This window comes from Colwellia sp. MB3u-8, assembly GCF_014076985.1.
Lineage (GTDB): Bacteria > Pseudomonadota > Gammaproteobacteria > Enterobacterales > Alteromonadaceae > Cognaticolwellia.
The window spans coordinates 1-1,312 of sequence record NZ_JACGVA010000022.1; the positions used below are offsets into that span (position 1 = coordinate 1).

At 39.3% G+C, this 1,312-nt stretch carries 2 protein-coding genes; both read right to left on the minus strand.

The genetic code is table 11. The features are described from left to right. Positions 1-36 precede the first annotated feature (36 nt). Complete coding sequence (locus tag H4J54_RS00165) at positions 37-876, minus strand: IS3 family transposase (protein ID WP_310650079.1); 840 nt, start codon at positions 874-876, stop codon at positions 37-39. Positions 877-890: 14 nt separating this feature from the next. Next, on the minus strand, positions 891-1,253 hold the full coding sequence (locus H4J54_RS00170; RefSeq protein ID WP_182188836.1) for a transposase: 363 nt from the start codon (positions 1,251-1,253) through the stop codon (positions 891-893). Between the last annotated feature and the right edge of the window lie 59 nt (positions 1,254-1,312).

The following is a 1,312-nucleotide window of genomic DNA, read 5'->3' on the forward strand; positions in this document are numbered from 1 at the left end:
AGCGAAGTGATCTTACACCACTTTCGTAGACACATTTTAAAGTCCTAATTTCTCATATTTTTCTGGCGTTGTATAACCTAAACTTGAATGTAATCGTTCTTGATTGTAAAACGCTATATATTTCTGACTGACAGCAGTCGCCTCTTCTTGATTTTTAAAACGTTTGCCATGAATAGCTTCTGCTTTAAACGTATGAAAATACGATTCCATTGCCGCATTATCAATTGGCGTTGCTTTTCGGCTCATACTCCTTATCAACCCTGACTTTTCAACCAGCGCTTTAAAATCGTTAGCCGCATATTCAATGCCTTGATCTGAATGAAATATGCAATTGTTATCCGGTACTTCTCTTACTAATGCAGCCTTTAAAGCGAGTTGTGTCATCAAAGAATTACGTTGCTGACTAAACGACCACCCGATCAACTTTCGTGTGAATAAGTCCATAACAACCGCATGAAAAAGCCAACCATTTTGCGTTCTGATATGAGTAAAATCACCTACCCATTGTTGATTTTTAGCCGTTGGTTTGGCAACGTACTTCAAGTGATTGCAGGTTGTTGAGTAATGCTTTCCTCTATTGGGTAAGTGCAAATATAAGTTTTTAGTCGAGCTAAACAGATTAAGCTCTTTCATTAGTCTCGTGATGCGTCGACGACTACAGCTAAGGCCTTCTTCCTTTATTTGTACATGCATTCTTGGTGCGCCATAGGCTCGTCTAAAGCCGTGGTGCTGCTTAATCAGTTCAGCCTTAAGTTCGTTATCTTGGACTTTATGCGCGGATACTGGCCGATTATTCCAAGCGTAATAGCCACTGCGAGAAACACCCAGTAGATAGCATAATCGAGAGACATTACTTAATGTGTGGTTCTTCCGGATAAAGGTAAAATTAACTAAGGGTTTTCCTTTAAGAACCGCTCGAACTTTTTTAGGATTTCAATATCCTCTTCGCTGCGAGCTAATTGTTTTTCCAACTTTTTAATACGCACATTGGCTTTAGCAAGTTCAAGCTTTTCGGGACTGACGGGTTTCTTCTCTTTGAATGATTTTTCCATTTGATGATTTTTCATAAGCGGATGAGTAAACAGCGACTCTTTGCGGTATTCCATACACCAACGATAGAGCATGATGGGGTGAATACCCAAGGAACTAGCCACGTCTTTTGCTAAAATACCTGACTGAGAAGCAAGTAAAACAGCATGAAGTTTAAACGCTAATGAATATTGGTTGTAATGTCGCTTTCTTGTATGTCCCATGGTTAACCTCTTTGGTAACAATTAAATAAATAACTGTCCACCAAAGTGGTACAAGATCA